At 63.0% G+C, this 24,870-nt stretch carries 18 protein-coding genes and 1 pseudogene; 10 read left to right on the plus strand and 9 right to left on the minus strand.

What is annotated here, in order from left to right; translation table 11 throughout:
• Positions 1-2 precede the first annotated feature (2 nt).
• Positions 3-311 carry a DNA-binding transcriptional regulator Fis gene (fis, locus tag BUC04_RS13925; RefSeq protein WP_013343972.1) on the plus strand — a complete coding sequence of 103 codons (309 nt, stop codon included), beginning with the start codon at positions 3-5 and terminating at the stop codon, positions 309-311.
• On the opposite strand, the gene BUC04_RS13930 is transcribed toward fis, so the two are convergent.
• Both BUC04_RS13930 and BUC04_RS13935 read right to left on the minus strand, forming a co-directional pair.
• Entirely contained in the window at positions 308-1,861 is a 1,554-nt protein-coding gene (locus BUC04_RS13930) for a site-specific DNA-methyltransferase (RefSeq protein ID WP_067661750.1), read from the minus strand. The genes fis and BUC04_RS13930 overlap by 4 nt on opposite strands.
• 113 nt (positions 1,862-1,974) lie before the next feature.
• Positions 1,975-2,622: a HEPN domain-containing protein gene (locus tag BUC04_RS13935; protein WP_067661748.1), complete on the minus strand. Its 648-nt coding sequence runs from the start codon at positions 2,620-2,622 to the stop codon at positions 1,975-1,977.
• Between the two features lie 175 nt (positions 2,623-2,797).
• Between BUC04_RS13935 and BUC04_RS13940 the strand changes: the two genes are divergently transcribed.
• The 3 genes from BUC04_RS13940 to BUC04_RS13950 all read left to right on the plus strand — a co-directional run bounded on the left by BUC04_RS13940 (position 2,798) and on the right by BUC04_RS13950 (position 12,798).
• Entirely contained in the window at positions 2,798-3,514 is a 717-nt protein-coding gene (locus tag BUC04_RS13940; RefSeq protein ID WP_067661746.1) for a YebC/PmpR family DNA-binding transcriptional regulator, read from the plus strand.
• Between the two features lie 222 nt (positions 3,515-3,736).
• Complete coding sequence (locus BUC04_RS13945) at positions 3,737-7,333, plus strand: PQQ-dependent sugar dehydrogenase (protein ID WP_067661743.1); 3,597 nt, start codon at positions 3,737-3,739, stop codon at positions 7,331-7,333.
• Between the two features lie 62 nt (positions 7,334-7,395).
• Positions 7,396-12,798 carry an RICIN domain-containing protein gene (locus BUC04_RS13950; RefSeq protein ID WP_067661741.1) on the plus strand — a complete coding sequence of 1,801 codons (5,403 nt, stop codon included), beginning with the start codon at positions 7,396-7,398 and terminating at the stop codon, positions 12,796-12,798.
• 88 nt (positions 12,799-12,886) lie between these two features.
• Here the strand turns inward: BUC04_RS13950 and BUC04_RS13955 are convergent, their stop codons facing one another.
• Positions 12,887-14,992 carry a TonB-dependent receptor gene (locus BUC04_RS13955; protein ID WP_200804690.1) on the minus strand — a complete coding sequence of 702 codons (2,106 nt, stop codon included), beginning with the start codon at positions 14,990-14,992 and terminating at the stop codon, positions 12,887-12,889.
• 152 nt (positions 14,993-15,144) lie between these two features.
• Between BUC04_RS13955 and BUC04_RS13960 the strand changes: the two are divergent.
• Both BUC04_RS13960 and BUC04_RS13965 read left to right on the plus strand, forming a co-directional pair.
• A pseudogene (locus BUC04_RS13960) lies at positions 15,145-15,366 on the plus strand (RNA-binding S4 domain-containing protein); the annotation flags it as partial.
• Positions 15,367-15,444: 78 nt separating this feature from the next.
• Positions 15,445-15,798, plus strand: coding sequence for a ribonuclease E inhibitor RraB (locus BUC04_RS13965; RefSeq protein ID WP_067661737.1), 354 nt, complete (start codon positions 15,445-15,447; stop codon positions 15,796-15,798).
• Positions 15,799-15,884: 86 nt separating this feature from the next.
• On the opposite strand, the gene BUC04_RS13970 is transcribed toward BUC04_RS13965, so the two are convergent.
• Positions 15,885-16,715, minus strand: a complete 831-nt coding sequence (locus tag BUC04_RS13970; protein WP_143165726.1) for an LPS-assembly protein LptD — start codon at positions 16,713-16,715, stop codon at positions 15,885-15,887.
• Between the two features lie 167 nt (positions 16,716-16,882).
• On the opposite strand from BUC04_RS13970, the gene BUC04_RS13975 reads away from it, so the two are divergent.
• A complete protein-coding gene (locus BUC04_RS13975; RefSeq protein WP_067661732.1) occupies positions 16,883-17,539 on the plus strand; it encodes a YiaD family glycine zipper/OmpA-like lipoprotein in 657 nt (218 codons plus the stop codon).
• A gap of 71 nt (positions 17,540-17,610) precedes the next feature.
• On the opposite strand, the gene BUC04_RS13980 is transcribed toward BUC04_RS13975, so the two are convergent.
• Positions 17,611-18,939: a DEAD/DEAH box helicase gene (locus tag BUC04_RS13980; RefSeq protein ID WP_067661730.1), complete on the minus strand. Its 1,329-nt coding sequence runs from the start codon at positions 18,937-18,939 to the stop codon at positions 17,611-17,613.
• Positions 18,940-19,183: 244 nt separating this feature from the next.
• Between BUC04_RS13980 and BUC04_RS13985 the strand changes: the two genes are divergently transcribed.
• On the plus strand, positions 19,184-19,411 hold the full coding sequence (locus tag BUC04_RS13985) for a TIGR02922 family protein (RefSeq protein WP_067661727.1): 228 nt from the start codon (positions 19,184-19,186) through the stop codon (positions 19,409-19,411).
• A 10-nt stretch (positions 19,412-19,421) separates the two neighbouring features.
• On the opposite strand, the gene BUC04_RS13990 is transcribed toward BUC04_RS13985, so the two are convergent.
• Positions 19,422-19,760, minus strand: coding sequence for a glutaredoxin family protein (locus BUC04_RS13990; protein ID WP_067661725.1), 339 nt, complete (start codon positions 19,758-19,760; stop codon positions 19,422-19,424).
• A gap of 133 nt (positions 19,761-19,893) precedes the next feature.
• Between BUC04_RS13990 and BUC04_RS13995 the strand changes: the two genes are divergently transcribed.
• Positions 19,894-20,790, plus strand: coding sequence for a LysO family transporter (locus BUC04_RS13995; protein ID WP_067661723.1), 897 nt, complete (start codon positions 19,894-19,896; stop codon positions 20,788-20,790).
• Positions 20,791-20,864: 74 nt separating this feature from the next.
• On the opposite strand, the gene BUC04_RS14000 is transcribed toward BUC04_RS13995, so the two are convergent.
• The 3 genes from BUC04_RS14000 to zntR all read right to left on the minus strand — a co-directional run bounded on the left by BUC04_RS14000 (position 20,865) and on the right by zntR (position 22,971).
• A complete protein-coding gene (locus BUC04_RS14000) occupies positions 20,865-21,284 on the minus strand; it encodes a hypothetical protein (protein WP_174522315.1) in 420 nt (139 codons plus the stop codon).
• A gap of 77 nt (positions 21,285-21,361) precedes the next feature.
• Positions 21,362-22,570, minus strand: a complete 1,209-nt coding sequence (locus BUC04_RS14005; protein ID WP_067661721.1) for an SO_0444 family Cu/Zn efflux transporter — start codon at positions 22,568-22,570, stop codon at positions 21,362-21,364.
• Entirely contained in the window at positions 22,567-22,971 is a 405-nt protein-coding gene (gene zntR, locus BUC04_RS14010; RefSeq protein WP_067661719.1) for a Zn(2+)-responsive transcriptional regulator, read from the minus strand. Before zntR ends, BUC04_RS14005 begins: the two co-directional genes overlap by 4 nt.
• Before the next feature lie 298 nt (positions 22,972-23,269).
• Here zntR and purH point away from each other — a divergent pair, with 298 nt between their 5' ends.
• On the plus strand, positions 23,270-24,862 hold the full coding sequence (gene purH / locus BUC04_RS14015; RefSeq protein ID WP_067661717.1) for a bifunctional phosphoribosylaminoimidazolecarboxamide formyltransferase/IMP cyclohydrolase: 1,593 nt from the start codon (positions 23,270-23,272) through the stop codon (positions 24,860-24,862).
• The last annotated feature ends 8 nt before the right edge of the window (positions 24,863-24,870 follow it).

The following is a 24,870-nucleotide window of genomic DNA, read 5'->3' on the forward strand; positions in this document are numbered from 1 at the left end:
GTATGTTTGATCAGCAGAACTCCTTTTCTGAAGCGCACCAACTGACCGTAGGTCAGATCGAGACCCCGAATGGCACTGTTAAGCCCCAGCTTCTGCGTGACTCCGTAAAGCGCGCCGTGAGCAACTACTTTGCTCAACTGGACGGCCAAGAAGCCTCTGAAGTGTACGAAATGGTGCTGTGCGAAGTGGAACAGCCGCTGCTGGACATCGTGATGCAGTACACCCGCGGTAACCAAACCCGCGCCGCCAACATCCTCGGCATCAACCGCGGCACCCTGCGTAAGAAGCTGAAGAAGTACGGCATGAACTAAGAGCCTTGCTCTGAACCCCGATTTGAACCCGAGCCCTTGGCTCGGGTTTTTTTGTGCCTTTTGGTTTTGGCCACCAGCCTGACATGCCCCATCTGCTCCCCAGGCTGCAGCACACGCTGTAACCGGGTCAGGCCCAGCTGTGCCACCGTGGTAAATCCCGCCTTGGCCGCCACGCTGTCCTCAGGCAATGGCACCGGCAGCTCCACCAGCACAAACACCAGGCCATCCCCCGTCGCCCGGTTGTGCTCCAGCACCGCGTGACCGGTGGTGCCGGAGCCGGCAAAGCAATCCAGTACGATGTCGCCCGGGCCGCAGAGTGCGGCGATCAGCATCCGGCTGATCGCCACCACCTTGGGGGTGTCGAAGGGGATCCCCAGCTGGGCCAGAAGGGCATCATCGCTGCCGGCGTGGTAGATCACCGAAGGCAGGTTCTCCAGCATGTGATCGCATAAGCGGTACTTGCGGGTGGGCTGGGTGCGATGATCCTCACCGAACAGGATCTCCCCCTGGGCCTGCAGCCGGGCCATGGTCGCAGGTGGGTTGCGCCACCCCCGCTTGGGCACCGGACAGGGCTGGTCGGTGCCGGGGTGCCGAAGCGGGCGGAAGTAGGCCTCGGGGGGCACCTTCTTGTTGGGCCAGGCCATGGAGACCGGCCGGTAGATCTCCCCTTCGTCGTCGATAAAGCGATAGGCCTTGGCCCCCTGGCTGAACGGCTGAGCCTCCAGCCACTGCCGGAAAGCCTTGCGCACCGGCTCATTCACTCCGCCATGGCGACGCACCAGCGCCGCCACCTTAGCCCGCATCGCTTCGGCGTGGGGCTTGGGCCGCTTCAGCCCGCCGGCTTTGAGCAGCCGGGCCTTGTCTTTGGCGTAGAGGCAGATCAGCTCATGCTGCTGAGCGACGCCGCGGGCATCGCCCTTGGGGTTGCGCTTGTCCCAGACCAGTGTGCCGAGGTGGTTATGTTCGCCGAACACCTCCCCCAGCAGCTTCTCCAGGTTGGCGTGCTCGTGCTCGTCGATGTGAATGACGATGGCGCCGTCCGGTCGCAGCAGTCGATGGGCCAGGATCAGTCGTGGCAGCATCATGCTCAGCCAGGGGCTGTGCTGGGCAGCGGCATCGGAGTCGGGGTATTGGCCGGGGCTGGCTCGGTAGTTGTCGGAATAGGCGAAGGTTTTGCCGGTGTTGTAGGGCGGGTCGATGTACACCAGCTTAAGTCGCTCAGCGTGACTGGGCTGCAGCAGCTTCATCGCCTCGAGGTTGTCCCCCTCGATAAAGCTGTGGGATGTCAGGTCGGGACAGGCACTCGGGGCAAAGGCGGCGTTGGGGACAGAGTCTGCCAGGGCCTGGGCGGCCGCCTTGCCGGGCCAGTTAAGCTGGTAGCGTTCCAGCTCCGCCCCGCCCAGGGTTTCGGCCAGGGCCTGCCAGTCCGCCGCCGGGCACAACCGGCCCTGCGGGTCGTAACGCTCCTGCACGCAGTGGGGGAACAGCTTCGCCAGCTGGCGCAAGGCCGCTGCCTGCTTGCCCGGCCTGCGCTTCTTGGGGATATCCAAGCCGCCGTCACCCTCCTAGTGAGCCACTGTGTCACTAAGGGTAGGCGGATTCGGCGCAGGCGGTGTCGAGTCGCTGCCGGATCAGGGCTTTTCAGTGTTTGCTCAGTGCCGGCTCAGGCAAGAACGGGGTAGTGCAGCTGACCCCAGTCCTGGTTGGGACTGGCCATCATGATCGACAGCATCACCGGCACAAAGGCCCGCATAAGGGCGACGCTGTCGCGGATCGCCTCCCGGTTGAGTTTGCCCTGCCAGGTGGCGCCACCGTGGGTCAGCTGATTGCGCAGGGTGTAGATCCGGCTGAACACCACCCGCAGGATCTTCACCGTATCCCGTTGACTCAAGGCGCGACTGACCCGGGTCTGAGCCTTGTCAAAGGACCACTTCCAGCCATCGGTACAGCCGGGCTGCTTCTGGCACTCCCAGAACGGCTGGAACACATAGGGGTTATCCAGCAGCACCCGAATGGGGCCGGAGAACTGCTGCCAGACCAGGGCCTCCAGCTGCTTGTCCCGGTCAAAGCGCTGCAACTGGTAGAGGAAGTCGGCAAACGCCTTGGCTTCCGGTGGGTGCTCCGATCGGATGTCGTTGGCGTAGGCGGCGTTGAAGGCGATCCAGAGGAACAGGAACTCGGCGTCCTCATCCTGCTCACACAGCTCGGCGCGCTGTAGCCAGCTCAGGGCGCGGTGAACCCGTACCGACAGCGCTTCGGGCCACTGCTCCCGCTCGGCACGATGCTGCAACTTCAGTGTCTGATAATCCAAACTTCCCACTCCTTGGAGAACGCTCTGAACAAATCCAGCCCACACTTTACCCGCCGTTGACGACAAATCGAAGACCCTTTGCCCAGATGTCCGGCGTACAGCCTTTGCCCTCTGGGGCCTAACTGGTACACTCTTGCACCGTTATTGATTGAACCAGACAAGAGCGAGATTCCCGATGGGTCGCAGTTTTGAAGTGCGTAAGGCCTCCATGGCCAAGACCGCCGGTCAGAAGACCAAGGTCTACTCCAAGTACAGTAAAGAGATCTACGTGGTGGCCAAAAACGGCAGCCCGGATCCGGAGGCCAACCTGCAGCTGCGTAGCCTGATCGAAAAGGCGAAGAAGGACCAGGTGCCTTCCCACGTGATCGACAAGGCCATCGACAAAGCCAAGGGCGGCGCCGGTGAAGACTACGAGACCGCTCGCTACGAAGGCTTTGGCCCGGGCAACTGCATGGTGATCGTCGACTGTCTGACCGACAACAACAAGCGTACCTTCACCGACGTACGTCAGTGCTTCGTTAAAACCGACTCCAAGATCGGCTCCCCCGGCGTGGTGTCCCACATGTTCGACCACCAGTCCATCTTCGCCTTCGCCGGCGACGACGAGGATGCCGTGCTCGAGATCCTGATGATGGCCGACGTTGACGTCACCGACGTGGAAGTGGAAGACGGCATGACCACCGTATTCGCCCCCAACACCGAGTTCTTCAAGGTCAAGACCGCGCTGACCGAGGCGATGCCGGAGATCAAGTTCGAGATGGAAGAGATCACCTTCGTCCCGCAAACCTACACCAAGGTGGAAGGCGACGACGTGGCCCAGTTCGAGAAGTTCATGGCGATGCTGGAAGATTGCGACGACGTGCAAAACGTCTATCACAACGCTGAGCTGTAATCGCTCATTGCGCTGACAACGCCGCCCTCCGGGGCGGCGTTTTTGTTGCCAGCAAAAAACCCAGCGGCGGTGGACCTCAGCGCCGCAGCGTCACCTATACTTGCTGGGATTTAGGGGAAAGACCGGACCTGCCAATGAATTGGTGGGCTGTAACGAGCGACGGAAAAACCCGGACCAATGCAGTCCGTTATCGTGCCGCGTCATTGCCAGGAAGGTACCCTAATGATGGATCGTATCCACTGCCCTGCCCTGCTTGGATCCCTGCTACTCAGCCTTGCCGTTAACGCCGCCCCGGGCCTGACCCAGAGCGAGCCGGTCGGTGCCTACCTTGATGCTGCCTTCCCGGACCAGCCGCCCAATGCCGCGGTGGAGGAAGGAGACTGGGTCCAGATCAACTACTTCCCCGAGGTGCGCTTCGTTGAGCCGATCCGCATCATCGAACACCCCACCCAGGATAAGCTGCTGATCCTCGGCAAGGACGGCATGGGCCACCTGATCAGCCACCGTTACGGTGCCACCGATAAGACCGAGTTTCTCGATATCCGCCCCATCATGCACGGCAAGGCCGGGGCCGGTGAAGGGGGGATCTCTGATCTGGCCTTTCACCCGGAGTTTGGCGATCCCGATTCACCCAATGAGCGCACCGTGTTCCTCTCTTATCGCTGGTCACCGGACGACAGCGGCAGCTTCTCCGAGGAGTTCACCGTCGACGGCTACAACCGGCTGTCCCGCTTCGAGGTGCTCGACGGCAAGGTCGATCTGGCCACCGAGCAGGTGCTGATCAACCAGTTCGACCAGGAACAGTGGCACATCGCCATGGACCTGGAATTTGGCAGCGACGGCTACCTCTACGTTTCGGTGGGCGATGAGGGCCGCTGCTGCAGCCGCACCCTCTCCACCCAGCGCATCGATGGCGGCCTGTGGAGCGGGATCCTGCGCATCGACGTCGACAACGATCCCAACCGCAGCCACCCCATCCGCCGCCAGCCCCACCACCCGGGCAAAGACCCCAAGGACAACGGCAACCACTGGCCCCGCTCCTACAGCCAGGGCTACAGCATCCCCAACGACAACCCCTTCCTCAGCTCGGATGGTGACGTGCTGGAGGAGTTCTACAGCATCGGCCTGCGCCACCCCTGGACCATGTTCCTGGACCACACCACCGGGGATATCTGGGTGGCCGACGTGGGTGAGAAGAAGTGGGAGGAGATCGACCTGGTCCGCAAGGGCGATAACCACCAGTGGGGCTATCGCGAGGGCAACCACAGCGGGGTAATGTCGGAGCCGGATGAGATCATCGGCACCCCACGGGGGCCAGTGTGGGAGTACGACAGAGACCTAGGCCTGGCAGTGATCGGAGCCGGGGTCTATCGCGGCAACCGCCACCCGGAGCTGGTGGGCAAGTACCTGTTCTCCGATTTCGGCTCCGGCCGATTCTGGACCGCAACCGCCAGCAACGACGGCTATGACATCGAGCAGATCACCAGCGTCACCGCCGGCTTCCCCAACGGCATCAACGCCTACCTGCTGGACAGCAAAGGACAGATCCTGATGGCCAAGACCAACGGCGGTCAGGACCCCGGCGGCACCATCGAGCTGCTGACCCGGGATGGCGGCGCCAGCCTGGTGGACGATCCGCCGCAATGGCTATCGCAAACCGGTGCCTTTACCGATCTGCAAAGCCTGCAGCCCCACCCCGGCTGCATCCCCTACAGCATGAACGTGCCGTTCTGGTCTGACGGGGCGGAGAAATACCGTTGGCTGTGCCTGCCCAACGACGGCAGCCACGACAGCGCCGCGGAGCAGATCGTCTTTGCCGAGCAGGACCTATGGCAGTTCCCCGCCGGCACCGTGGCGATCAAGCACTTCGGCATGCGCGCCGATCGCAGCGACCCCGATTCCGAGTTCCCACTGGAAACCCGCTTCGTGGTGCGCACCGAGCGCGACCTCTATGGCGTCACCTACCGCTGGAATGAGGCGGGCACCGACGCCGAGCTGCTCAGTGATGGGCTGGAGTGGTCCTTCACCCAGCAAACCCCGGTGGGCCCACTGCAGCGTACCTGGACCTTCCCCAGTCGCAACCAGTGCCTCACCTGCCACGCCGACGCCAACGGTGGCCTGCTCGGCCTCAATACCCGCCAGCTCAACCGCGATCAGTACTACCCCGCCTCCGGTCAAACCGGCAACCAGCTGGAGACCTTCAACGCGCTGGGGATGTTCCACCAGCAGTGGCCACAGGACAGCTTCGCCGAGTTGCTGGAGCAGGTACTGACCGCCAGTCCCAGTGGCGATCAAAGCCTGGCGCTGGCCGACCGGGCCCGCAGCTACCTGGACTCCAACTGCGGCTATTGCCACCACCCCAATGGCGTGCGCGGCACCTTCGATGCCCGCTTGGTCACCCCGCTGTCGGAGCAGGGACTAATCTACGGTCAGCTGATGGAGAGCTACGGCATCGAAGGGGAAGCGGTGGTGGTGCCGGGCCAGCCGGATCACTCCATCCTCTATGTGCGGGCCAGCCAGGTGGGTCCGCTGGCGATGCCGCCGCTGGCCAAGGCGGTGGTGGACGACGACGGCATGAGCCTGCTGTCCAACTGGATCCGGGCGCTGGTCAATGCGGTCGAAGGGGCACCGGAGTTTACTGCCCAGCTACAGAACCTGCGCACCGATCTCTGCATCCAGGTGTTCGGTCAAAGTGGCAGCCAGGGGGCCAACGTCGAGCCCGGCCCCTGCGAACAGGATCAAGCCAGTCAATCGCTGCAGTTCCTTGCCATCCCCGGGATAGCAGACACCTACACGGTGCGCTTTGCCCATAGCGGTTTGTGCCTGGACGTGGATGGCGGCAGCGCCGACAACGGCGCCAACCTGGTTCAGAACATCTGCAACGCCAATCTGAGCCAGCAGTTCCGCTTACAGGCCGAGGGGGAGCAACTGGTGCTCTACACCGGCACCGGCAACCGCGATAAGGTGGTGGATTCCGACGCCAACGTCAGCAACATCATCCAGTGGCAGGACTACGGCAACGACAACCAACGCTGGCGCTTCTTCAGCCATACCGTGGATGTTGTGCTCGATTCCGATGGCGACGGGGTCGTGGACAGCGACGACCCCTTCCCCACCGACCCCGGCGAATGGGCCGATGGCGACAGTGATGGCATTGGCGATAACAGCGACCGCTTCCCCCGGGACCCGCGCAACGACGTCGATGGCGACGGCTTCAGCGGCCACATCGACAACTGCCCGGAGATCTACAACCCCACCCAGCGTGACCGGGACGCCGATGGCCAGGGCGACGCCTGCGATCAGGACAAGACCCCCCCGGGCTGGCTGCCTCGCCAGCCTGAACGCGGCGACACTCCTATCTCCCGACCCGCACTGGAGTCGCGTCGCCCCCATACGCTGCAGCGGGTAGAGCGCCAGCACCGTCTCGCGGTATCACCGCCCTGGCGTCCCGCCAGCGTCCAGCAAAGCCTAAGCCGGACCTCGGTCGCTGCCACCCCATCTCGGTCGAGTCACGCGCCCCAACGGACACAGGCCCAGCCAGCATTGACGCAGTGGCGTGGCCAAACGGTAGCGGGGGTCGGCCCGACATTGTGCTCCGAGGCCGATCTGTCCTTGTCGCAAGATCATCATCAACGGGAGAGAAACAACAAACTCAACCACTTAAGAGCAATACTCTGCCCTGCCAGCATAAAAGCAGTGGATTCTGCCAGCGACAGGCGCTCCCTCTTCTACAATGAAACAAGTCTCAGGATTGAGGCACTTAGCCCTGTAGCGGATGCCAACGACACCAATAACCCCTCCCGGCAGCACAGGCACTAAGGGCACAGCGGTGCGACCTGGTCGCACCGCTGTCCATTCACACAAGGAAGGATAATGGGCCAATGATGGATCGCTCAGTGTTGCGCACCCTGTGTTACTGGATTCTGATCGCCACCGGCGGCTTTGTCGCCACCACCAGCTCGGCACCGGTCGGCTCATCCACATCCTGGCGCCCCGACTCTGAGCGCGCTAGCTCCGCCGACTTCCAGGCCCTGCCTACCAGCGTGAGTGTCGCGACCAGGGCAGCGTTCGCAGCAGACCGGGATGGTGATGGCGTCCCCAATGGCCTGGATGCCTTTCCCGACGACCCCAACGAGTGGGCCGACAGCGATAACGACCGCTTCGGTGACAACAGCGATCCCTTCCCCTGGGATCCCAACAACGGCCAAGCCAGCCCATCGCCAGGCTCCAACTCACTGACGGCCCGGCTCAAGCGACAAGGGCATCCGCTGGTGGCAAACGAGGCTCGCTTTGCCCAAAGGGCGGCATCCTCGAGCCAACCTGCGCCCCGCTTGGGCGCAGCCGACCTAAGCCGCCTATCCGCCCTTACGCCTATCAGTGCAAGCCTGTTCTCGCCCTCTTCACCGGCTGAGCAACAGGCCAACAACGCTGCGCAGCCATCCCCAAGCAACGACAACGCCGAGCTGACCAGTGCTGGGGCCAGCTTTATCGGTCAACTGCAGAACCTGCGCACCGATCTCTGCTTTGGCGTCGACAACGCCAGTGACGCCGCGGGCGCCAACGTTGGCCCCGCTCCGTGCCTGGCGGATCAGCCCGAGCAATCCCTCGCCTTCATTCCGGTAGCGGACCAGGCTGACACCTATACCCTGCGCTTTGAGCATTCAGGCCAGTGCCTGGATGTGGAAAACGGCTCCAGTGCCGATGCTGCCACCCTGGTGCAGATGCCCTGTGATGGCAGCGACAGCCAGCAATACCGCGCCCTGGATGAGGGCAACCAGTGGGTGATCTACACCGGCACCGGCAACCGCGACAAGGTGGTGGACTCCCACGCCCGCATCTCCGACATCATCCAGTACCGGGACTACGGCAACGACAACCAACGCTGGCGCTTCTTCCGCTTCACCGAGGCGCTGGACAGCGATGGTGACGGCGTGCCCGATGGCCAGGATGCCTTCCCCAACGATCCCAAGGAATGGGCCGACAGCGACGGCGACAACCAGGGCGACAACAGCGATCCCTTCCCACTGGACCCCAACAACGACAGCGATGGCGACGGCATCAGCGGCCACATCGACAACTGCCCCGGCGACGCCAATGCCGATCAGGCCGACCAGGATGGTGATGGCCTCGGCGATGCGTGCGATCCCTTCCCTCAGGACCCGGCCAATGACATCGACGGCGATGGCATCGGCGGCAGCCTGGACAACTGCCCCGCCACCACCAACCCGAGCCAATCGGATGAGGACGGCGACGGCCAAGGCGACGCCTGCGATCCCTTCCCGCAGGACCCGGACAACGACATCGATGGCGATGGCGTCAGTGGCCACATCGACAACTGCCCGCTGGAGCCCAACCCAGGTCAGGCCGACCAGGACGAAGATGGCGTCGGCAACGCCTGCGACCCGGATTACGACGGCGGTGATGACAACGGTGATGGTGGCACTCAGGCCCTGTTCATCGGCCAGCTGCAAAACCTGCGCACCAATCTCTGCTTCGGCGTCGACAACGCCAGCGACGTCACCGGTGCCAACGTCGCCCCCGCCCCCTGCCTGATGGATCAGCCGGAACAATCACTGGCCTTTATCCCGGTAGAGGGGCGTGACGACACCTACACCCTACGCTTCGAGCACTCCGGCCAGTGCCTGGATGTGGCCGGTGGCTCCCGCGCCGATGCCGCCAGTCTGGTGCAAACCCCCTGTAACAACAGCGACAGCCAGCAGTTCCGCGCCCTGGATGAGGGCAACCAGTGGGTGGTCTACACCGGCACCGGCAACCGCGACAAGGTGGTGGACTCCCATGCCCGCATCTCCGATATCATCCAATACCGGGACTACGGCAATGACAACCAGCGCTGGCGCTTCTTCCGCCGCACCGAGGCGCAGGACAGCGATGGTGATGGCGTGGTCGACAGCCTGGATCCCTTCCCCTACGACCCCGACGAGTGGGCTGACAGCGACGGCGACGGTCAGGGTGACAACAGCGATCCCTTCCCCTTAGACGCCGCCAACGACGCCGATGGCGACGGCATCAGCGGCCACATCGACAACTGCCCGGTTGACGCCAATGCCGACCAATCCGATCGGGACAGCGACGGCCTGGGCGATCTGTGCGATCCCTACCCCGATGATCCGCTCAACATGAGCGCCTGGCCCGCCAGCTTCTCCAGCATCAATGTGATGGGCGACAGCTACGGCGATCGGCGCCAGAGCAACGGTGTGGTCTACGCCACTTACCTGGCCGACAACCTGGACCTGCCCCTGGCCAACGTCTCCCGCTCAGGCTGGACCACCGAGCATCTGCTGGAGGGCCGCTTCAGCGACCCTAGTCAGGTAGAGCGGCTGCTGGGGGATCCACCGCAAGCGGATCCCAGCGGGCTCTACGTGCTTTGGGCTGGCTTTAACGACGTCTACTTTGGTGATGACGACAGCCCCATCAACCTCGACCGGGCCATCGATAACATGGAGACCCTGCTGGATATCCTTGAACAGGCCGGCGCCCGCTACGTCACCGTCCCCAACCTGCTGGATGTGGGGCTGTGGCCCATCGTCGACAACAGCGACATCGAGGCCCACCGGGCCCGCACCATCGAGTTCAACGCCAAGCTGGAGCTGCTGCTGTTGGCCCGCCAGCAAACCGGCACCCTGCAGATCCTGCCGTTTGAGATGTTCGACTGGGTTGAACAGATCGAGGCCAACCCTAACGCCTTTGGCATCATCGACATCGACCGAATCTGTGAGCAGAACGAACCGGTCAGTGGCGACAACGACGCCCCGGTGGCGGAGTGCCCTGGATACTTCTTCTGGGACACCGTTCACCCCACCACCGAGATGCACAGCGTCATCGCCGGACGACTGCAGGACCTGATGGCACTGGAGGCGGACCCGGGCCGCTGGCTAGACAGCGACGAGGATGGGGTGCCTGATCACCGCGATGACTTCCCGTTCGACAACGGCGAGCAGTACGACTCCGACGGCGATGGCATCGGCAACAACAGCGACCCCTTCCCCACCATCCCCGCCGAGCCGGATCCCATGCCTGACGCCGCCTTTGTCGGCCAGGTGCAGAATCAGCGCACCGATCTCTGTATCCAGGTGGCTGGCGCCAGCATGGTGGCCGGCGCTAATGTCGAGCCGGGTCAGTGCCAGGAAGGCGCCGCCCATCAGCGCCTCCACTTCAACCCCATCGTCGACCAGGCCAACGCCTACACCCTGGTGTTTGAGCATTCCGGCCAATGCCTCGACGTCGAGGGTGGCTCCGCCAGTGACGCCGCCAGCCTGGTACAGATGCCCTGCGATGGTCGCGCCAGCCAGCAGTACAAGGCCTTCGATGAAGGCAGCGACTGGGTGATCTACACCGGCACGGGCAACGGCGACAAGGTGGTGGACTCCCACGCCTACGTCTCCGACATCATCCAGTACCGCGACTACGGCAACGACAACCAGCGCTGGCGCTTCTTCCGCCAGCAGTGGCTGAACCAGCAGCAGAGCAATGATGGCAATGCCGATGCACTGGACGCCCTTCCCGACGCCCCCGGCAACCAGCTCGATCAGGACGGCGACGGGCTGGGCGATCACGAAGACCCCTTCCCCCGCGACCCGGATAACGACGTCGATGGCGATGGCATCAGCAGTCATCTCGATAACTGCCCGCTGGACTACAACCCGGACCAGGCCGACGCCGACCGGGATGGCATCGGCGATGCTTGCGATCCCAGCTACAGCGAAGCCGCTGCCCAGCGCATCAGCTTCGTCGCCTCACTGCAGAACCAGTTCAGCCGACAGTGCCTGCAGGTCAGCAACAACAGCCTCTACGCCACCGCCCCTCTGGTTCCGGCGGCCTGTGCCTTAGGTGGCGATCGGCTCAACTTCCTGCCGCTGCCGGATGGCCGCTACCAACTGCAGTTTGTCCACAGCGGGCTGTGTGTTGGCGTCAGCGAGAGCAGCGATGCCCCTGGCGCCCGCCTGACTCAGCAGGTCTGCCTGGATATCCCCGCCCAGCAGTTCCGCATGGTGGAGGAGGGCGAGCAGGTAGTGCTGTTCACCGGTACCGGGGTGGGCGACAAGGTGATCAACGCGGTCAGCTTCCGCAGCCAGATCACCCAGGAGCGGGATTTCGGCAAGAGCCATCAACGTTGGTTGTTGCTGGATCTGGAGCCGATCCTCGACAGCGACGGTGACGGTTTCCCGGACTTCCAGGACGCCTTCCCCGACGATCCCAACGAATGGGCAGACAGCGATAGTGACGGCCAGGGCAACAACGCCGATCCCTTCCCCTTCGACCAGGACAACGACGGCATCCCCGCCGCCGACGACAACTGCCGCAAGGTCGCCAACTTTGATCAAAGCGACCGGGACGGCGACGGCATTGGCGATCCCTGCGACCCCACCCCAGATGGCGACATCGTGCTGCCGCCGGGCATGCCCTCCCAGTACAGCGCCATCGGCGCCATGGGCGACAGCTACAGCGACCGCTCCCTCAGCAACGGTGAGGTCTACGCGGTGCAGCTGGCACAGCAGCGTGACCTGCCGGTGGACAACGTCGCCATCACCCGCTGGACCACCGGCGATCTGCTCGACGGCCGCGACGGTGAGCAGGACCAGCTGACCCAGTTGCTGGGAGACCCACCCCAAGCCGACAGCGAGGCCCTCTACCTGGTGTGGATCGGCTACAACGACGTCTACAACAACCTCAACCTGGACCAGGCGGTGGCCAACGTCCGCACCCTGCTGCTGGCGCTGCAGGACGCCGGTGCCCGCTACGTGGTGCTGCCTAACCTGCTGGACGTGGCCCTCTGGCCCAAGGCCACCAGTGGCGAGCGCGCCAGCCTGCGCCGCCGCACCATCGAGTTCAATGCCAAGCTGGAGTGGATGCTATTGCAGTGGCAGCGGACGCAAAGCCTGACGGTGCTGCCGCTGGAGATCTTCGATTGGGTCGAGCAGATCGTTGCTAACCCCGGTGACTACGGCATCAGCAGCATGACCCAGGAGTGTCGCGATTTTCGCAGCAACAGCGGCAGCAGCCGGGCGCCATTGGCGGATTGCGATGGCTTCTTCTTCTGGGACACCGTCCACCCCACCGCCGAGGTGCATGAGATGGTGACCGAGCGGCTGGACGCGCTGCTGACCCTGGAGTCCCAGCCCGAGCGCTGGAGCGACAACGACGGTGACGGCGTCTACGACCACCGGGATGAGTTTCCTGAGGACCCCGACGAGCAGTACGACTCCGACGGCGATGGGGTGGGCAACAACGCCGATGCCGATCCCCTCGACCCGGAGATCAACTGACAGCAGCATTGCCCCGCCCGCACCAAGCGCGAAAAAAGCCGGCTGAGGTTGCCCCTCAGCCGGCTTTTTGCTCACAACCTCGGGTTTCTCAGGGCCACTGGTAGCGCACCCCGACAAACAGGCTGCGCGGGGCGCCAGGGCGGTAGGTGATCGCCTCCGCCCCTACCTGGTTGGTGGTGTTGGTGGAGTAGCGCTCGTCGGTCAGGTTGAGCAGGCGCGCATGCAGCCGCCACTGGGCGTTCAGTTCGTAGTTCAGCCTCAGGTTCAGCAGATCATGGCCGTCGTAGGACTGGGTGTTGGTCTCGTCGGTGTAGTACTCGCCGACATGGACCCACTCCAGCTCTGCCCGGGCACCGCTGAGCCAATCCGGGAAGTAGGCCAGGCTGGCGTTGCCCAGGGTCTTGGGGGCCCGACCAATCTGGTTGCCGGCAAAATTCAGCGTTTCCTGGACAAAGCAGCTGCAGCCGGGGTCGAAATAGCCCAGCACGTAGCTGTAATCCACGTACTCCTGATCCGTCACGGTGAAGGCCAGCCCCAGCTGCCATTGCTGGCCCAGGGCGATATCCAGCCCCAGCTCAATGCCTCGGTGGCGGGTCTCACCGGCGTTGGTGGTCTTGCGGTCGTCGCCGTCGATGTAGTTGACGATCTCGTTCTCCACCGTCATGTCATACAGGCTCAGCTCGTAATCCAGCCACTGGCCAAAGCGGCCCCGCACACCCCCCTCGATGTTGGCGGCGGTTACCGGCTGCAGCTCGGTGCTGTTCTCCACCCGACCGGAGCGAAACAGCTTGTCCACCGTGGGGGCACGGAAGGCGTGGCGGTAACTCAGGTAGAGGTGATGCGCCGGGGAAAACTGGTAGGTGGCCCCCAGCTTCGGGGTCCAGTTGTCGTAGTTGAGCACCTGGGACGGTGCCCGGTAGTGGTTGTCGCTGGCGTCCTCCCGCCCGGCCAGGCGGTCGTGGTAATCCACCCGGAAATGGTCGTAACGCAATCCGGCACTGAGGCGCCAATGCTCGCTGGCCTGCCATTCGCCATGCAGGTAGGGCGAGATGCTCCACTGGGCGGCATCAAAGTCGTAGTTGGGGGTACCGGTGCGCTGATAGCCGGTAAAGATATCGCCCTCCTTGCTGACCAGGATCGCCTCCTCCTGGTAGCGGGCATCGGTGTAATCCAGATCCGCCCCCAAAATTAGCTCAGTGCGCGCGCCACGCCAGCGCTGCTTGGCCATCAGGCCAAGGCTGGCAAACTCAGTATCGGCGTAGTTGGGATCGTAGCTGGCCATCCAGCTGGGGGTCATCTGCGAGCGGTTGTAGCGGGCAAAGGGGGTCAGGGTAGTGAGGCTGCCATCCTGCCAGCTGCGCGACCAGGCGCTGGCCAGGCGCACCGCCTCCACCTCGCGCTTACCCACGTCACCGTGGTAGAGGTTCTTGGTGGGGTTGTTCTGGTAATCCTCCCACTCCAGGCTTGAGGCGGCCCGCTGCTCCACCTGGGCATAAGAGAGGGTGCTGCGCCCCTGCCAGCCGCTGCTCAGGTCGCTGTCGAGCCGACCGGTCAGGCTAAGCCGGGAGTACTCGGTCTGCTCGCGCCAACCGGTGTTGTCGGTGAGGTTGAGATCCCCTCGCAGGGCATGATTCTGGCCCACCCCGGTACTGCCCCCCAACAGGGCACGGCGCCAGCCGTATTCTCCCAGCTCCAGGGTGATGTCCGCCTCCCCATCGGCACTGGGCGCCCGGGTAAAGGCGTTAATCACCCCGCCAATACCATCGCTGCCGTACAGCGCCGAGGGCGGCCCCTTGATCACCTCCAGCCGGCCGCTTTGCGGTACGTTCACCTCGTACAGGGCGTTGTGATTGAAAAAGCCGGTGGGCCGGGTCGGAATGCCGTCCTCCAGGTAGAGGTAGACCCCGGTGGTGGTGATGGGCTGACGGATGGCGGTCATATGGCCCTCGCCCCCCAGCTCGTTGACGTAAACCCCGGGGATGCGATTGAGGGCATCCGCCGGATGGCCCGGCACCAGGGTCTCCAACGCCTCCTGGCTCAGCAGGCCCACCGCCTCTGGCGACTCTACCAGCGGCTTGGCCTCCCTGGTGCTGGTGATCACCATCCGCTCCATCGGCTCATCCTGCTGCGACTGAGCCTGCGCCACTGTACTTGCTACCAGCAGGGCCAGCAGGCCCCATCCATTGCCCTTCACATTCCATTCCCTGATCGTCGATAGGGGGTTCATGTTAATGAGTTGTCTCCAAAAAAACACGCCTCCTGCCCATTGCCGCGGTCAGGATCTCGGGCCGTTGGAGCAGAAACTCGCTATAATCGCGGCAATCGCAATCACCATAGGAGTGGACCATGTCCACAGACGTACTGGAGCTGCACCCGGGCGACGACTACATCGAGCTGTACAAGGTGCTGAAGATCCAGGGCTGGGTCGGTGCCGGCAGCGAAGCCAAGATGCTGATCGCCGAGGGCCACGTGCTGGTGAACCACGAGGTGGAGACCCGCAAGCGTCGCAAGCTGGTGCCCGGTGACAACGTCATCTTTGCTGAGGACGCGGTGATGATCACCGCCAGTACCCGCCCCGCCAGCGAGGCGCCCAGCAAACCGGCCAAGCCTAAGGGCCGGCCCAAGATCACTTTTTAAGGAACGACCATGACCTTTCCGAACGATGCCAATGGCGAACTGCTGGCCCTGATGCAGGGTGAGGGGATCGACCTGGCGCAAGCCTACATGCTGGACTTCTACGTGCTGTTTGGCAGCGAAAAACAGGGCCAGTTGGCCGTAGACGGGGTACGCAGCCAGTTCCCGCACGCCGCCCTGTTCCTCAACCACTCCGAGGAGACCGGCCAGTGGGAGCTGCGCCTGCAACAGGAGATGGTACCGGACTACGACGCCATCAACGGCGTTGAAGCCAAGCTGGCCGAGCAGTGCCGCCCGTTCAAGGGCAAACTGGATGGCTGGGGGATGCTGGAGCCGGAAGACGAGCTGGACGACGAGGACGAGTAAGCCGTCACGATTGACCACAACAGCGCCCATCGGGGCGCTGTTTTTTTATGGCCCGTGGTTAGTGGCTAGTGACGAGTGGCCAGCGGCTAGAAATCGTATTGCAGCAGCAACACAGGCCCGGTGTAGGTGAAGTTCAGATCGATGCCGCGGCGCTGGTTCTCGTGATCAAAATCCAGATCGTAATGCTCCCAGGCCACACTGGCCGCCCAGGAATCGGTGAAGTAGTAGGTCAACTGCAAGCGCAAGTCGGTCATCCGCCCCATGTAGTCGTCAAACTTGATCTGGAAGTACTGACCTAACAGGACGACCTGCCAACGGGGGGTTAATCGCCACACAGCGCTCAGGCCGACGTCCGGCAACGGCGCCGTCACCGTATCACCAATCTCGGTGGCAAAATCCAGCTCTCCCTCGTTGACCACCTTAAGCTCGCCATTGAGCTCCGCCTCGATATCCATCACGTGCAGGCCCAGGGTGCCCGACACCCAGAAGCGCTCGGTGCGCCACAGGGTATAGCCATACAGTAGCTGGTAGATGTCGATGTCCAGGGTGGAGCCGACCTTGGAGCCGGCCTCGATCAGGTAGGTCTGATCATCCCAGTCGATCTCAAAGGTCTTGGTGGACTCCCGCGACTGGGCGCTTCGATGCAGTGAGATGTAGTTGAAAGAGAGGGCGTGACGGGGGTTGAAGCGGTAGGTCAGCTCCAGCATCGGGCTGAACTTGGATTCCTCCAGCCCCAGGTCGGATTCGAAGTCGATCTCGCGCCGACGATCCAGCTCCGGCACCCGGGCACCAAAGCTGGAGTCCACCGATGCCCAGAAGCCGCCGGCCCGGATACTCAAACCCGGCTCCAGCGGCAACGCCATACCATTGAAGCTTATCGATAAAATCACAATACCCAATGCCGTGGCTCGGCCCATGATCGACTCCGTTCGCTGCCCCTCTCCTGCTAACCCTAGGTCAGAGCCCGCCTAAGTGCCGCACTGGCCACAGAACAAGATTCGAGCAATCGCTCGCTCAATACTTGAACTGGATGCAGCTGTGGCAGTATTTTGCGACAACTCAATCTGTTCAAAAGGTACCCACGATGCGACGTTCTGCTCTTCCCCTGCTGATGGCCGCCCTGCTGGCCAGCGGCTGTGCCACTACCGATCCCTACACCGGGGAGCAGAAGACCTCCAATGCCGCCGGCGGCGCGGCGATTGGCGCCATCGGCGGGGCCCTGATCGGCGCGGCCAGCTCCTCCCGCGGCGACCGTGGCAAGGGGATCCTGATTGGTGCCGCCTCCGGTGCGGCCCTGGGCGGCGGCATCGGCCACTACATGGATCGCCAGGAAGCAGAACTGCGAGAGAAGCTGGCCGGCACCGGTGTCTCGGTGGCCCGCCAGGGCGATAACATCCAGCTGGTGATGCCCAACAGCCTGACCTTTGATGTCGGCAGTGCCAGCCTCAAACTGCCGGCGATCAACGCCCTCTCCGGTGTCGCCATGGTGGTGGCGGAGTTCGACCAGACCGATCTGCGCATCGTTGGTCACACCGACAGCAGCGGCAGTCGTGACCTCAACATGCGCCTGTCCCAGGACCGCGCCCAGGCGGTAGCTTCCGAGCTGGTGCGCCAGGAAGTGTCCATCAACCGCATGGTGACCCACGGTGCCGGCCCGGATCAGCCCATCGCCAGCAACCAGACCACCGAGGGCAAGGCGCAGAACCGTCGGGTTGAGATCATGCTGACCCCACGCGGCTAAGTCGCCCGGCTCATACCGCCCAAACAAAAACACCCCGCTGGCAGCAGCGGGGTGTTTTTTGTTGGCGGGCCTTACTCTTCCGGCTCGGCCTTGGGCTTGCGCTTGATGGTCATCGGCGCATCGCCCACCTCGGTCAGCTTGAAGGCAAACTTCTTCTTCACCTTCTTGCCCTTCGAGGCCGCGCGGGCTTTTCCAGCGGCGGGCTTACCCTTCTTGCTGGCTGGCTTGGGCTTGTTGGCCTTGATGGCAAAGCCCTTGAACTCCGCCTCCAGCCCCGGGATCGCCTCAAACGCCAGGGTCTGATCCAAGAAACCTTCCAACTTCTTGTAGTTAACCCAATCCTTTGGCCCCACCAGCGAGAAGGCATCGCCCTTGGCGCCGGCCCGACCGGTACGACCGACCCGGTGCACATACTCCTCGGCGTGCTTGGGCAAGTCGAAGTTGACCACATGGGAGACCCGGGCGATGTCCAGGCCTCGGCTGGCCACATCGGTGGTGATCAGGATCTGTGCCTTGCCGGCGCTGAACGCCTGCATGATCTGGTTGCGGCCGCTCTGATTCAGCTCGCCGGACAGGGCCAGGCTGGAGTAGCCCCACTGCTGCACCAGGCTGGAGAGCCGCTCGGTGTCGCTGCGGGTGGCAGTGAACAGGATCAGCTGGCTGAAGTCCTGCTTTTCCAGCAGCGCCTTGAGCAGCGCCTCCTTGTGATCCAGGTGATCGGCAAACAGGAAGCGGTGATGGATGTCGGCGTGGATCTGCGCCTCGGCATCGATGCGGATCCGGGTCGGCGACTGCAGCAGCTTGGCACCAAACTCATTGACCTGGGCATGATCCAGGGTCGCGGAGAACATCAGGGTCTGGCGCTTGCGGTGATCCGCCGCCTTGTGGATCGCGTTGAGTTCCTTGGCAAAGCCCAGATCGAGCATGCGATCCGCTTCATCCAGGATCAGCATCTCCAGGCCATGCAGGTAGAAGTGACCGTGCTCCAGGTGATCCACCAGTCGACCCGGGGTGGCCACCACCAGGTGGGGGTCCTTTGCCAGCGCCTTGCTCTGCTGGTTGAAGTCTTCGCCGCCGAGGATCAGCTCCGAGTGGTAAGGGGTGTTCGCCACCACCAAGCGCAGTTGACCGTACACCTGCTTGGCCAGCTCCCGAGTCGGCGCCAGTACCAGCACCCGAGGATCCCGCTTCGACAACGCCTTGTTCTTCAGCAGCCGTTGCATCGCCGGCAGCAGATAGGCCAGAGTTTTCCCGGAGCCGGTACGACTGGAGGCCAGCAGATCCCGGCCGGTCATGGCTGCGGGGATGGCTTGTTGTTGGATCTCGGTAGCCTGGTTAAAGCCCAGGTGGGCCACGGTGGCTAACAGGCGGCGGTCAAGGGCCAGCTCGGAAAAGTGCAAACGGTTCTCCACAAACGGGTTAAAAGCGCAATTATAACCTGAGATGACCGTGGGATGCCGCTCTCGCTGTGGCCAACCGCGGCAATTTGCGAGAGCAGCAGCACAAACACGGTTCGCAACCCGCCCCTTAAAGCGGCAATTTGGCACGAGGCTTGAACCGGTCGGTCAAAACGTGCTCAACTGGAGGGCGCGTCGTTGAAATAACCCAAATGGCTGTTTAATAAACAAGAATAAGGGAACTTTGATGAAGACAATGGACGTCAGCGTGCTCTACTACGACATAGACTCGCTGGTCATGGAGAAGGCTGTGCTCAAGGACCTCACCATGGGGCCCTCCGGCCGGGTTGTGATCCCCAGGGAGTTTCGCGAAGGCAAATCCATCATCGCGGTGCTCAGCGGCAACGTGAAGGTCCTCAACCTGGTCGGCGAGCGCGCCGAGCAGTGGGCCGACGAGCGTCAGTTAGGTAACTGACGCTCTTAATTTATTGCTGCAGCGCCTGTTCTATCGCCGAGGGCTGGAACCCCCGCATGGCCTGCCCTTTCACCAACAAGAACGGCACCCCATGGCCACCAAACTGGGCAAACTCCCTGGCCGCCTTTGGGTCCTGCTCCATGTCCACCTCGACAAAGGGGTGGCCCTGCTGCTGCAGATAGGCTCGGGTCCGATCGCAGACGGTACACCAGCTGGCACTGTAGAGCACCACCTCGCTCTGGTAGGCCTCATTAAGCTCAAGCGCCAGGCGATTGCCCGCCCCTAACTGGTAGAGCATGCCGCTCAGCAACAACGCCGCTACCGCCAATCCGATCAACACCTTTTTCATTTGTGCTCCTGTGGTTCACTGAGGATATCTTGGCGCAAGCCCAGCCACGAGGCCAGTGTCTTTGTGCGTCACTTGCCGGCCCGGGCCTGGCATTGATACCCTTGCCCCGCCGCTCACAACCAAGGATCACCGCTTGGACGCCCTGATCATCCTGCTGCCGCTGTTTCTCGGCTACCTGATCCCCCTTAAGCCGGGGCCCCTGCTGCGCCTGATCGACCGCAGCCTCACCGCCATCGTCTACCTTATCCTGCTGCTGATGGGGATGGGCCTGGGTGGCCTGGATAACCTGGCCGGCGAGCTCAGCCTGATCCTCAAGATCACCCTCACCCTGACGGGACTCACCCTGGTCGCCAACCTGGCGCTGCTGCCATTGGTCGATAAACGCTGGCCACTGGCACTGGAGGGACACCAGGGCCGCTTCAGTAAGCTGGCGATGGCGCTGGAGTCGCTGCAGCTGGCCGCCGTGGTGGCCGCCGGGGTGGTGCTGGGCCTGCTGTTCACCGTGCCGGAGCACTGGATCGAGACCGGCGCCAACGCCATCCTGATGCTGCTGCTGTTGCTGATCGGCATCCAGATGCGGGCCAGCAACATGAGCTGGCGCCAGATCCTGCTCAACCCGCGTGGCCTGGCCATCGCCGGGCTGATCCTGGTTACCAGCCTGCTGGCCGGTGCCCTGGCCGCGCCGCTGCTGGGGCTGCCAATCCACCATGGCCTGGCCCTGGCCTCGGGCATGGGCTGGTACTCCCTGTCCGGCATCCTGATCAGCGCCGAGCTGGGCCCGGTGATGGGCTCTGCCGCCTTCCTCGCCGACCTGGCCCGGGAGCTGATCGCCATCATCCTGATCCCGATCCTGATGCGCTCCAGCCCCGCCTCCGCCATTGGCTACGGCGGTGCCACCGCGATGGATTTCACCCTGCCGGTGATCCAGAAAAGCGGTGGCCCACAGACGGTGCCCGTGGCCATCGTCTCCGGCTTCCTGCTCTCCCTGGCCGGCCCTATTCTGATCCCCTTCTTCCTCTCCTTGGGATAAGCCAGGGCACCATCTATACACCACAAAAAAACCACCCTCTCGGGTGGTTTTTCGCAAACAAGGACAGGGGAGGCTTACTGCTCCAGCTCGGGCTCCAGCTCCGGCAGCTGTTCCGGCTCCGCCACCTCCGGCAGTTGCACCGGCTGTTCGGGCTGCGCTTCCTCCGGCAGCTTAACCGGCTGCTCCGGCTCGGCCACTTCAGGCAGTTGCACCGCCACCGGCTGCTCACACTGCCAGCCCCAGCCCTGCTGGCGCTCAACAAACTCTGCGGCTTTCTGCTCGCAGTAGCCTTCGCTGTTGGCTGCCCGCCAGGGTACGCTGCTTTCGCCGTCCGACTTGATGTAGTGCACCTCACAGGGCACTGAGGTGCCTTGGGGGTACTGCACCTCGATCAGGCGAAACTCGCTGCCGTGGGTGCAACGATACAGTACCGGCTCAGCGGCCAGGGCAGCGGTGGAGGCCAGCAAGGTGGTGGCCAAAACAAGCGTTTTCATGAGTAACCTCGATGTTGATCCATTACTACGGCAAGGCGGCCCGAAGGGCCGCCAACCTAAATCCATGCGTTGGTGAATTACGCCACGGCGGGCTTGTGCCCCGGCCACTTGGTCAACAAGGCCTTAAGCATCAGCAATGCCAGTAACAAACCACTAGCGTAGACCAGTGGCTCCGGCAGCAGACGGTGCTCATGCCCCACCATCGACATCACCTGGAAACCAAACTGCGCCACCGCCCAGTCCACCCAGAAGCCGAACAGCATGGCAGTGCCGATCACCCCGCCCAGGTAAGCCCACAGGGCCCGCTTACCCAGCTCGGAGCGCACCACGCCCAAGGTGGCAATGTTGGTGGCCGGACCGGCCATCATAAACACCAGCACCGCCCCGGGGGAGACCCCCGCCATCAGAAAGCCGGCGGCAATCGGGGTTGAGGCGGAGGCGCAGATGTACATCGGCACGGACACCAGCACCATGATGGTCATCGCCAGGATGCCACTGCCCCACTGGGACAGAAACTCATTGGGGACGAAGGTGTTCACCAGCGCGGCAAAGAACAGCCCCACCAACAGCCACAGGGTGGTGTCCCGCACCAGATCGTTGGCGGCGAAGTGCAAGCCAGCCTTCAGCTTGTTGGCCACGCCCACCGGCAAGGCCTCCTCCTGAGCCTTGCTGGCACAGCAGCTTTCGGCCTTGGGCTTTGTCTCAGCCGACTTACTGCTGCAACAGCCGCCTTCGGCAGCCATCGGCGCGGCAGGGGCGCTGGCCTTACTGGCACAGCAGCTGGTCTTAGGCTGGCTTTCCTCAGCCTTAGCCTTGCTACTGCAGCAGCCACTTTTGACTGGCGTGGCACTCACCTCTGCCGGCCTGGCCTGAGACTCGGCATCGCGCCCCACCAGCAGCCCCGCCACGATGGCAGAGCTGATGGCGGCGATAGGCCGTACGATGGCCATAAAGGGGCCCAGCAACACGTAGGAGATGGACACCGAATCCACCCCGGTTTCCGGGGTGGCCACCAGGAAGGCGGTGGTGGCGCTTTTCGACGCACCACTGCGGCGCAGCCCCACCGCAGCGGGGATCACCCCACAGGAGCACAGCGGCAGCGGCGCCCCCAACACGGCGGCTTTCACCGTGGGCTTGATCCCCTCACCGCCGAGCTGCTTCTGCATCCAGCGCATGGGGACGAACATCTTGATCAGCCCCGCTATCACCAGCCCCAGCAACAGCCAGGGGGCGGAATCGAGAAACAGATCGAGAAAGTTCAGCGACAGTTGGGTCAAGGTGTTCATGACTGCACCTCCAGTGCATCCAGGATGGAGCAGTGTTCCGCACTTTCCGAGCCGCCGCAGCAGGCATCGGCCAATTCTTGCAGCGAGTCACGAAAGCGGGTCAGCTCTGCCATCTTGATCTCCAGCTGCGCCACCTTGGCCTCCACCAGGCCTTTGACGTCCTGACAGGCCCACTGAGCTCGATTCTCATCGATGGTAAGCAACTCCTGTACCTCGGTCAGGGAGAAGCCCACCGCTTTGGCCTTGAGGATAAAACGCAGCTTGAGGGCGTCGTCCTCACTGTAGAGGCGATAGCCACTGTCACTGCGGCCGCTGGGGCTGAGCAGGCCATTCTTTTCGTAGTAGCGCAGGGTATCGGCCTTGAGCTGATAGGCCTGGGCCAATTCACCAATCTTGTACATCCAGGACACTCCATCTGGAAGGGATTACGGCGAGTATAAACCTTGGAGTTAAGTCAAAGGTCAAACCCAAATCTCAGTTCCATCAACCCACTGACACAAAAAATCCATCGACCGGTCAAAAACGGCGCTGATCTCACATCTTTTTTTGGCTAGAATACGCGCGCAAAATACTCGCTCGAAATGCAGGGTCGAGGGTATTTCGCCAAGCTCACGCCTTCAGCGCGCCGCTGGGGCTGTTCGGTGTAGCCGGTTTGGCGAAATATCTTCCTATATAAAAATCCAATAAGGATCTGTACCCATGAACGCACCCCGCCCGATCCGTCGTGCCCTGCTGAGCGTCTCCGACAAAACCGGCATCGTCGAGTTTGCCCGTGCCCTGAGCGAGCGCAACGTTGAGCTGCTGTCCACCGGTGGCACCGCCCGCCTGCTGGCCGAGGCTGGCCTGCCCGTGACCGAAGTCTCCGACTACACCGGCTTCCCTGAGATGATGGATGGCCGCGTTAAGACCCTGCATCCCAAGGTACACGGTGGCATCCTCGGCCGTCGCGAGCAGGATGAAGCGGTGATGGAAACCCACGGCATCCGCCCCATCGACATGGTGGTGGTCAACCTCTACCCCTTCGCCCAGACCGTGGCCAAAGCCGACTGCACCCTGGAAGATGCGGTGGAGAACATCGACATCGGTGGCCCCACCATGGTGCGTTCCGCTGCCAAGAACCACAAAGACGTCACCATCGTGGTCAACGCCCACGACTACGACCGGGTGATCGCCGAGATGGACGCCGGTAACGGCTCCCTCACCCTCGCCACCCGTTTTGACCTGGCCATCGCCGCGTTCGAGCACACCGCCGGCTACGACGGCATGATCGCCAACCACTTCGGCACCATGGTGCCCAGCCACGGCGACAACAAAGAGGGCGACGAGGAGTCCGTATTCCCGCGCACCTTCAACCAGCAGTTCATCAAGAAGCAGGACATGCGCTACGGCGAGAACAGCCACCAGCGTGCCGCCTTCTACGTTGAGAAGAACGTGCAGGAGGCCTCCGTAGCCACTGCCACCCAGCTGCAGGGCAAGGCGCTGTCCTACAACAACATCGCCGATACCGATGCAGCGCTGGAGTGTGTGAAAGAGTTCGACGCCCCGGCCTGTGTCATCGTCAAGCACGCCAACCCCTGTGGTGTGGCCCTGGGCGACGGCATCCTGGAAGCCTACGACCGCGCCTTCAAGACCGATCCCACCTCCGCCTTCGGTGGCATCATCGCCTTCAACCGCGAGCTGGATGGCGACACCGCCAAGGCGATCGTCGAGCGTCAGTTCGTTGAGGTGATCATCGCCCCGAGCATCAGCGACGCGGCCAAGGCCGTAGTGGCCGAGAAGAAGAACGTGCGCCTGCTGGAGTGTGGCCAGTGGCAGAGCAAGACCACCGAGTTCGACACCAAGCGTGTCAACGGTGGCCTGCTGGTACAGGATCGCGATCAAGGCATGGTCAGCCTGGATGACGTTAAAGTGGTGTCCAAGCGTCAGCCCACCGAAGAGGAGCTGAAGGACCTGATGTTCTGCTGGAAGGTGGCCAAGTACGTTAAGTCCAACGCCATCGTCTACGCCAAGGGCGGCATGACCGTGGGTGTGGGTGCCGGCCAGATGAGCCGCGTCTACTCCGCTAAGATCGCCGGCATCAAGGCCGCCGACGAAGGTCTGACCGTACCGGGCTCCGTTATGGCCTCAGACGCCTTCTTCCCTTTCCGTGACGGCATCGATGCCGCCGCTGAAGCCGGGATCAGCTGCGTGATCCAGCCCGGTGGCTCCATGCGCGATCAGGAAGTGATCGACGCCGCCGACGAACATAACATGGTCATGGTCTTCACCGGCATGCGCCACTTTAAGCATTAAGACGCTTG

Origin of the sequence: Ferrimonas marina (assembly GCF_900129905.1) — a bacterium.
Lineage (GTDB): Bacteria > Pseudomonadota > Gammaproteobacteria > Enterobacterales > Shewanellaceae > Ferrimonas > Ferrimonas marina.

Bases quoted from the DNA above. Each gene is read 5' to 3' on its own strand.
- BUC04_RS14000 (WP_174522315.1), bottom strand. From the start codon at position 21,284: ATGAAAACGCTTGTTTTGGCCACCACCTTGCTGGCCTCCACCGCTGCC.
- BUC04_RS13975 (WP_067661732.1), top strand. From the start codon at position 16,883: ATGCGACGTTCTGCTCTTCCCCTGCTGATGGCCGCCCTGCTGGCCAGC.
- BUC04_RS13965 (WP_067661737.1), top strand. From the start codon at position 15,445: ATGACCTTTCCGAACGATGCCAATGGCGAACTGCTGGCCCTGATGCAG.
- BUC04_RS14005 (WP_067661721.1), bottom strand. From the start codon at position 22,570: ATGAACACCTTGACCCAACTGTCGCTGAACTTTCTCGATCTGTTTCTC.
- BUC04_RS13990 (WP_067661725.1), bottom strand. From the start codon at position 19,760: ATGAAAAAGGTGTTGATCGGATTGGCGGTAGCGGCGTTGTTGCTGAGC.
- BUC04_RS13940 (WP_067661746.1), top strand. From the start codon at position 2,798: ATGGGTCGCAGTTTTGAAGTGCGTAAGGCCTCCATGGCCAAGACCGCC.
- purH (WP_067661717.1), top strand. From the start codon at position 23,270: ATGAACGCACCCCGCCCGATCCGTCGTGCCCTGCTGAGCGTCTCCGAC.
- zntR (WP_067661719.1), bottom strand. From the start codon at position 22,971: ATGTACAAGATTGGTGAATTGGCCCAGGCCTATCAGCTCAAGGCCGAT.
- BUC04_RS13985 (WP_067661727.1), top strand. From the start codon at position 19,184: ATGAAGACAATGGACGTCAGCGTGCTCTACTACGACATAGACTCGCTG.
- BUC04_RS13970 (WP_143165726.1), bottom strand. From the start codon at position 16,715: ATGGGCCGAGCCACGGCATTGGGTATTGTGATTTTATCGATAAGCTTC.
- fis (WP_013343972.1), top strand. From the start codon at position 3: ATGTTTGATCAGCAGAACTCCTTTTCTGAAGCGCACCAACTGACCGTA.
- BUC04_RS13945 (WP_067661743.1), top strand. From the start codon at position 3,737: ATGATGGATCGTATCCACTGCCCTGCCCTGCTTGGATCCCTGCTACTC.
- BUC04_RS13950 (WP_067661741.1), top strand. From the start codon at position 7,396: ATGATGGATCGCTCAGTGTTGCGCACCCTGTGTTACTGGATTCTGATC.